This window comes from Rhodococcus sp. KRD197, assembly GCF_017168235.1.
In the GTDB taxonomy this organism is placed as follows: Bacteria; Actinomycetota; Actinomycetes; order Mycobacteriales; family Mycobacteriaceae; genus Rhodococcoides.
In genome coordinates, this window is the sequence record NZ_JABFAO010000015.1 from 214,770 (window position 1) to 222,029 (window position 7,260).

Below are 7,260 nucleotides of genomic sequence, written 5' to 3' on the forward strand. Positions count from 1 at the left end.
GCTCAGCGGTCGACGACGGTGGTGTCGAAGTAGTAGCGCGAGGCGCGGTAGGCGTGCGAGCCGAACTCCACGACGCTCCCCGAGTCGTCGAATGCCGTTCGATGCATCGTCAGCAGCGGTGCCTTGAACTTCTCATCGAGCAGTTGCGCCTCTTCACGATCGGCGGCTTTCGCACCGATCCGCTGCCGGGCGAGCCGGATGTGCACACCCCTGGTTCGCAGCGATTGATACAACCCGTGCGATTCGAGCTCTTCCGGGTCGGGAGCGATTGCCGACGGCAGGTGATTGGTCATCAATGCCAATGGCTCGCCGTTCGTGCTCCTGAGTCGGCGAATGGTGACCACTTCGACGTCGTCGGCGAGATTGAGCTCACGTGCGACCTCGGCCGTCGGGATGCCGACGTGGTAGTCGAGCAACTTGGTGGACGGACTCTGCCCCGCCCGAGCGAGGTCGTCGAACAAGCTGGTGAGTTCTACGGGGCGATGGACCGGACTCTGCACCACCTGGGTACCGACGCCTCGCTTCCGAACCAGCAGCCCCTTGTCCACCAGCTCCTGGATGGCACGCCGTGTCGTGGGACGCGAAAGGTTGAGGCGCTTGGCCAAGGCCAGTTCGTTCTCGAATCGATCGCCGGGGGCCAACAGCCCGCCGAGAATCGCCGACTCGATCGCTTGGGCGAGTTGGAAGTACAGAGGAACCGGGCTACCGCGGTCCAGCTCGACGGACAATGGCGTCGCCACCGATGATCGCACCGTGGACTTGGCGTCGCCCGTGGACGTGTTCGAGGCAGTCACAGTCCGGCTCCGTATCTACTTCAGGGGCAGTCGTTTCGATGCCCGGTTTGATCGAAGTGTAGGTGAACACTAACATCGCCTTGACTTGAAGTAAGAATGTCAGGACAAAGTATTGACATGAACCTGTGAACTAGCGCACAGTAGAACTCGACAAGCCGTGTGCACGTGTCACCTCTCCGTCGTACATTCCCGAAACCCTCTGGAGTCGATCTTGACCACCTCAGCCGATGCGAACACCACGGCCTTCGACGTCCTCGCCATCGGGCGCAGCGGCGTCGACATCTACCCGCTGCAAACCGGCGTCGGCCTCGAGCTCGTCGAGTCCTTCGGCAAGTTCCTCGGCGGAAGCGCAGCGAACGTCGCCGTTGCCGCAGCACGCCTCGGGTGCACATCGGCCCTGATCTCCGGCGTCGGCGACGATCCCTTCGGCCGGTATGTCTCCGGTGAGCTCGTTCGCCTCGGTGTCGACAATCGATTCATCGTCGTCGACGAGACGTACGCAACGCCCGTCACCTTCTGCGAGATCTTTCCGCCGGACGACTTCCCGTTGTACTTCTACCGCAAGCCCTCCGCGCCGGATCTGCAGGTCCGACCCGAGAACATCGATTCGGCCGCCGTCCGCAGCGCCCGCCTGTACTGGTCGACGGTGACCGGCCTGTCCGAGGAGCCGAGCCGCAGCGCCCACTTCACCGCCTGGGAAGCACGCGAACGCGCGCCGCTGACCGTGCTCGACCTCGACTACCGACCGATGTTCTGGCACTCCCCCGCCGCCGCGACCGAGCAGGTTCAGCGCGCACTCCGGCACGTCACCGTTGCCGTCGGGAACAAAGAGGAATGCGAGATCGCCGTCGGCGAGACCGATCCACACGCTGCTGCCGACGCGCTCCTCGACCTCGGCGTAGAGCTGGCCATCGTCAAGATGGGGCCGAAAGGGGTCATGGGCAAGACCCGCTCGGAGACCGTCACCGTCCCACCGAATTTCGTCGACGTCGTCAATGGCCTCGGTGCGGGCGACAGTTTCGGCGGTTCACTGTGCCACGGCCTCCTGGCCGGCTGGCCACTCGAGAAGATCCTCCGCTACGGCAACGCTGCCGGCGCCATCGTCGCCTCTCGCCTCGAATGCTCGACCGCGATGCCGACCGCAGCCGAGGTCGCCGCCCTTGCGGAAAAGTCCGCCACCGAAAAATCCGACAACGAGGCCGTCAATGTCTGAGACCACCCTGACCCCTGCTGCCGCGTCGACGTACGCCGAGGTGACCGCGCTGCGCGCGACCAACCCGCAGGCGATCGACCGAGCCTGGGCCACTCGGGTCACCCGCGACACCGTCCGCGGCAACGGTCGATTGATGATCGTCGCTGCCGATCACCCAGCCCGCGGCGCACTCTCGGTCGGGGCCGATGCCACCGCGATGAACAGCCGCACCGAACTGCTCGATCGGCTCCGCACGGCACTGGCCAACCCCGGCGTCGACGGCGTTCTTGCCTCGGCAGAGATCCTCGACGATCTCGTGCTGCTCGGAGCGCTCGAGGACAAGGTCGTCTTCTCGTCGATGAATCGCGGGGGGTTGGCCGGCGCGTCGTTCGAACTCGACGACCGAATGACGGGAGCCACCGCTGCGTCGACCGCCAAAGCGCGCATGAACGGAGCGAAAATGCTCACTCGGATCGCGCTCGAGGACCCCGGGACACTCGAGACCATGACCGCCTGCGCTCGGGCCATCGACGAACTCGCCGCCGAAAACCTCATCGCGATGGTCGAACCGTTCCTGTCCAGCCGTGTCGACGGCCGCGTCGTCAACGACCTCAGCGCCGACGCCGTCATCAAATCGATCCACATCACCCAGGGCCTCGGATCCACCTCCGCCTACACCTGGATGAAGCTGCCTGTCGTCGACGAGATGGAGCGCGTCATGGATGCGACCACCCTACCTACGCTGCTACTCGGGGGCGACCCTCAGACTGCACCGGACGAGACCTACGCCAGCTGGGCGAAGGCGCTCGAGATTCCCGCAGTGCGCGGCCTGATCGTCGGACGCACGCTGCTCTACCCGCAGGACGGCGACGTCGCGAAAGCAGTCGGCACCGCCGTGGACATGGTGAGGTGAAAGATGAACTCCGAGTACTACATCAAAGCAGGAACAGGCGGCCAGGACCACTTCGACGTCGTCGTGACGCCCGAGACGGCCGGCAGGAGTGGAGCCGGCGGAACGACCCGATTAGGCAGGAGTGGAGCCGGCGGAACGACCCGATCAGGCTGGACGGAATCGAGCCTGTGGACGCTGAGCCTTGCTGCCGGGAAGTCCGTGGACCTCGAGTCCGGCGCCGACGAGATCATGATCGTCCCATTGTCCGGTTCTGCGACAGTCACCAGTGACGGTACGAAGTTCGAATTACAGGGCCGCACATCGGTGTTCGACGGACCGTCGGACTTCGTCTACGTCGGCAAGGATTCCTCGTACACGGTCGCCAGCACCGACGGCGGGCGCTTCGCGCTGTGCGGAGCTCGGGCCCAGAACAAGCTTCCCCTCCGGTACGTGGCAGCAGCCGATGTCTCGGTCGAGCTGCGCGGTGCGGGGAACTGCAGTCGGCAGGTACACAATTTCGGTACCGCCGACAGATTCGAAGCCGACTCGCTCATCGCTTGCGAGGTCATCACCCCCGGCGGCAACTGGTCGTCCTACCCGGGCCACAAGCACGACGAGAACACCGCGAGCGAGACTGCGCTGGAAGAGATCTACTACTTCGAGATCGCGCCCGGCCCGGGCGAGCGCGCCGGCTTCGGCTACCACCGCGTATACGGGACGCCGCAGCGGCCGATCGAGGTGCTCGAAGAGGTCCGCACGGGCGATGTCGTCCTGGTGCCGCACGGCTACCACGGCCCGTCCGTCGCTGCCCCCGGCTACCACATGTACTACCTCAACGTCATGGCCGGACCGGGTAAGGAACGAGCCTGGAACATCGTCGACGACCCCGAGCACACCTGGATCCGCGGCACCTGGGAAGAGCAGGCCGTCGACCCTCGTCTTCCCTTGAACGGCCTTACCCTCGACCCCGCTTCCGAAGGAGCATGACCGTGGTGTCCACTGCGCCGATCTCGGCGAACAAGACCGAGAATACCGAGGACACAGTTCACCTCACCGTGAGCCAGGCCGTCGTGAAATTCTTGGCAAACCAGTACGTCGAGCGCGACGGCACACGCACCAAGTTCTTCGCCGGCGCATTCGGCATCTTCGGCCACGGCAACGTCGCCGGCCTCGGGCAGGCGCTCCTGCAGGCCGAGATCGACGCCGTCGAAGGCGGCAACGAACCGGAATTGCCGTACGTCCTCGGGCGCAACGAGCAGGCCATGGTGCACAGTGCCGTCGCCTACACACGTCAGAAGGATCGAATGCAGACCTGGGCTGTCACGGCCAGCGTCGGTCCCGGCTCGACGAACATGCTGACAGGTGCTGCCCTGGCGACGATCAATCGCCTGCCTGTCCTGTTGCTGCCAGCGGACACGTTCGCCACCCGCGTGAGCGCCCCGGTGCTTCAGGAGCTGGAACTCCCCTCGAGCGGTGACGTCACGGTCAACGACGCGTTCAAGCCGCTCTCGCGGTACTTCGACCGGGTGTGGCGTCCCGAACAGCTGCCCGGGGCTTTGCTCGGCGCAATGCGCGTGCTGACCGATCCGGTCGAGACCGGCGCTGCCACCGTCGCCATCCCGCAGGACGTGCAGGCAGAGGCGTTCGATTGGCCGGAGTCGCTGTTCGCACCGCGTACGTGGCACATCGCCCGCCCGCTGCCGGAAAAGTCGGTCATCGCACGCGCAGCCGAGGTCATCCGCAGCGCGCAGAAGCCGATGATCGTCGCCGGCGGCGGGGTCATCTACTCCGGCGCCACCGCCGCACTCGCATCGTTCGTCTCGAAGACCGGAATACCCGTCGGCCAGAGCCAGGCCGGCAAAGGGGCTGTGCCCTACGACCATCCACAGTCGGTGGGCGCGGTCGGTTCTACCGGCACCACTGCCGCGAACGCCCTCGCCACCGAAGCTGATGTCATCATCGGAATCGGCACTCGCTACAGCGACTTCACCTCCGCCTCGCGTACCGCCTTCAACAACCCGGACGTGCGATTCGTCAACATCAACGTCGCGTCCATCGACTCGGTCAAGCAAGGCGGCATCTCCGTCGTCTCCGACGCCCGCGAGGCGCTCGAAGCCCTCGAGGCCGAGCTGGCCGACTACGAGGTACCGGCCGACTACCGCACCCTTGTTTCAAACCTGGCGACCCAGTGGGACGCGACGGTTTCCTCGGTGTACAAGATCGAGGATCCGACTGCGCCGTTGAACCAGAATCAGGTGATCGGCCTCGCGAACACGCTGTCCGATCCGGATGATGTCGTGGTCTGTGCCGCCGGATCGATGCCAGGCGACCTGCACAAGCTCTGGCGCACACGAGATTCCAAGGGATACCACGTCGAGTACGGATTCTCGTGCATGGGCTACGAGATCGCCGGCGGGATCGGTGCGAAGATGGCCGAGCCCGACCGCGACGTGTTCGTCATGGTCGGCGACGGCTCGTACCTGATGATGGCCACCGAGCTCGTCACCGCCGTCCAGGAAGGCGTCAAGATCATCGTGATCCTGGTGCAGAATCACGGCTTCGCCTCCATCGGATCGCTCTCGGAGTCGCTGGGTTCGCAGCGATTCGGAACCGACTATCGCTACCGCGGCGAACAGGGCCGTTTGGACGGTGAGATTCTGCCCGTCGATCTCGCAGCCAACGCCGCCAGCCTGGGAGTGGAGGTCGTGCGGGTCGAGAACGGTGCCGAGTTCACCGACGCGGTCAAGATCGCCAAGGCGAGCCAGACGAGCACGGTCATCCATGTCGAGACGGACCCACTCGTCGGGGCGCCGGATTCCGAGTCCTGGTGGGATGTTCCGGTCAGCGCGACGTCGACGCTCGAGTCCACCCGGTCCGCGTATGCCACTTACGAGAAGTGGAAGAAGATCCAGCGCCCCTTCCTCCGGCCGTCCGGTAACTGACCCTCCCCCATGTGCGTGGAAATACATAGCAGGCTATGTATTTCCACGCACATGCGCGAAGCGCCTAAGGTGGTTCGCGATGAGAACGATTCGTGGGTTCGTGGTGGCGTCGGCGTCTGTTGTACTGGTGCTCATGGGCTCGGCGCCGGTCGGCGCTCAGCCACCCGAGCCACCGCCGACCACCACACCTTTCGCGACACCGGACACCGACAACTGCCCGTTCGCGACGTCGCCGCCACCTGCGATCGACCTGTCGGAGGTGCCTGAGCCAGGACAAACCGCCCCTCCTGCCCTTCCCGTGCCTGCTGAAGCTATCGGCGGTGACGCTCTCGCCGAGTGCGGCACCGTGACACCCGACGGGGCTCCCCCGTTGCCTGCGGACATCTCGGCAACCGGTTGGGTGCTCGCCGATCTCGATAGCGGCGACGTTCTCGCGGCAAAGGATCCGCACGGGCGCTACCGACCCGCCAGCATCATCAAGATTCTTCTCGCCCTCGTCGTGCTCGATGAGCTCGATCTGAACAAGACCACCGTCGCCACAGCTGAGGATGCCGGTATCGAAGGCAGCTCCGTCGGACTAGGAAAGGGCGGCGTCTACACGAACATGCAGTTGATGCAGGGTCTGGTGATGGCATCCGGGAACGACGCCGCGCACGCGCTGGCCGCGCAGCTCGGTGGCAACGAGGCCGCGGTCGAGAAAATGAACGCGAAGGCAACTTCGTTGGGTGCGCTCGACACGAGGACGGCGAGTCCGTCCGGTCTCGACGGGCCCGGGATGTCGAGCTCGGCCTACGACATGGCGTTGATCTTTCGTTCCGCGATGGCGGACCCGACGTTCGCGCGACTGATTTCCACCGAGATGGTCGATTTCCCGGGCTACCCCCGAGATCCCGCCATCACCGAGGACGTGGACCGGCCAGGATTCGCGCTGTCGAACGACAACCAGTTGCTGTACAACTACGATGGCGCGCTCGGGGGCAAGACAGGATTCACCGACTCTGCCCGACAGACCTTCGTCGGCGCCGCCGCCCGCGACGGCCGACGACTCGCCGTCACGTTGATGCTGGGTGACGTCCTGCCTATTCGTCCGTGGGAGCAGGCAGCGCGGCTGCTGGACTACGGCTTCGCGCTACCCGTTGGCTCGACAGTCGGTGTACTCGTGGACCAGGATTCCGCCGCACCGGTCACGAGCACCCGCCCCGCGGTGCCCACGCTGGCATCGCCGCCGACCGATCCTGCCGGACAGACCGATCCCGCTGCCAGTGCGCGAGCGTCGGCCCTGCAGGCGGGCGGCGACACCGTGATTCGAATCGGTTTCGCGGTCATCGGCGCACTGATCGTGCTGGGTCTGCTGCTCTGGGCACGTCAACTGAATCGACGGCGTTGATTCGCGCGGACCCATGCTGGGCCGGTCAGCGGCGCCCCCACCGCCCCAGCACC

Annotated in this window: 6 protein-coding genes; 5 read left to right on the forward strand and 1 reads right to left on the reverse strand. The window is 65.3% G+C overall.

Annotation, left to right across the window (positions count from 1 at the left end; all coding sequences use genetic code 11):
* Positions 1–2: 2 nt before the first annotated feature.
* Positions 3–740 carry a GntR family transcriptional regulator gene (locus J1M86_RS21835; RefSeq protein ID WP_206511364.1) on the reverse strand — a complete coding sequence of 246 codons (738 nt, stop codon included), beginning with the start codon at positions 738–740 and terminating at the stop codon, positions 3–5.
* Between the two features lie 265 nt (positions 741–1,005).
* Here J1M86_RS21835 and iolC point away from each other — a divergent pair, with 265 nt between their 5' ends.
* The 5 genes from iolC to J1M86_RS21860 all read left to right on the forward strand — a co-directional run bounded on the left by iolC (position 1,006) and on the right by J1M86_RS21860 (position 7,207).
* On the forward strand, positions 1,006–2,007 hold the full coding sequence (gene iolC, locus J1M86_RS21840; RefSeq protein ID WP_075840765.1) for a 5-dehydro-2-deoxygluconokinase: 1,002 nt from the start codon (positions 1,006–1,008) through the stop codon (positions 2,005–2,007).
* Positions 2,000–2,899, forward strand: a complete 900-nt coding sequence (locus tag J1M86_RS21845) for an aldolase (RefSeq protein ID WP_206511339.1) — start codon at positions 2,000–2,002, stop codon at positions 2,897–2,899. Before iolC ends, J1M86_RS21845 begins: the two co-directional genes overlap by 8 nt.
* Positions 2,900–2,902: 3 nt before the next feature.
* Positions 2,903–3,865, forward strand: coding sequence for a 5-deoxy-glucuronate isomerase (iolB, locus tag J1M86_RS21850; protein ID WP_206511340.1), 963 nt, complete (start codon positions 2,903–2,905; stop codon positions 3,863–3,865).
* Positions 3,862–5,820 carry a 3D-(3,5/4)-trihydroxycyclohexane-1,2-dione acylhydrolase (decyclizing) gene (gene iolD / locus J1M86_RS21855; RefSeq protein ID WP_206511341.1) on the forward strand — a complete coding sequence of 653 codons (1,959 nt, stop codon included), beginning with the start codon at positions 3,862–3,864 and terminating at the stop codon, positions 5,818–5,820. The genes iolB and iolD overlap by 4 nt, the downstream gene beginning before the upstream one ends.
* A gap of 133 nt (positions 5,821–5,953) precedes the next feature.
* A complete protein-coding gene (locus tag J1M86_RS21860; RefSeq protein WP_241260515.1) occupies positions 5,954–7,207 on the forward strand; it encodes a D-alanyl-D-alanine carboxypeptidase family protein in 1,254 nt (417 codons plus the stop codon).
* Positions 7,208–7,260 lie beyond the last annotated feature (53 nt).

Bases quoted from the DNA above. Each gene is read 5' to 3' on its own strand.
- iolD (WP_206511341.1), top strand. From the start codon at position 3,862: ATGACCGTGGTGTCCACTGCGCCGATCTCGGCGAACAAGACCGAGAAT.
- iolB (WP_206511340.1), top strand. From the start codon at position 2,903: ATGAACTCCGAGTACTACATCAAAGCAGGAACAGGCGGCCAGGACCAC.
- J1M86_RS21860 (WP_241260515.1), top strand. From the start codon at position 5,954: ATGGGCTCGGCGCCGGTCGGCGCTCAGCCACCCGAGCCACCGCCGACC.
- J1M86_RS21845 (WP_206511339.1), top strand. From the start codon at position 2,000: ATGTCTGAGACCACCCTGACCCCTGCTGCCGCGTCGACGTACGCCGAG.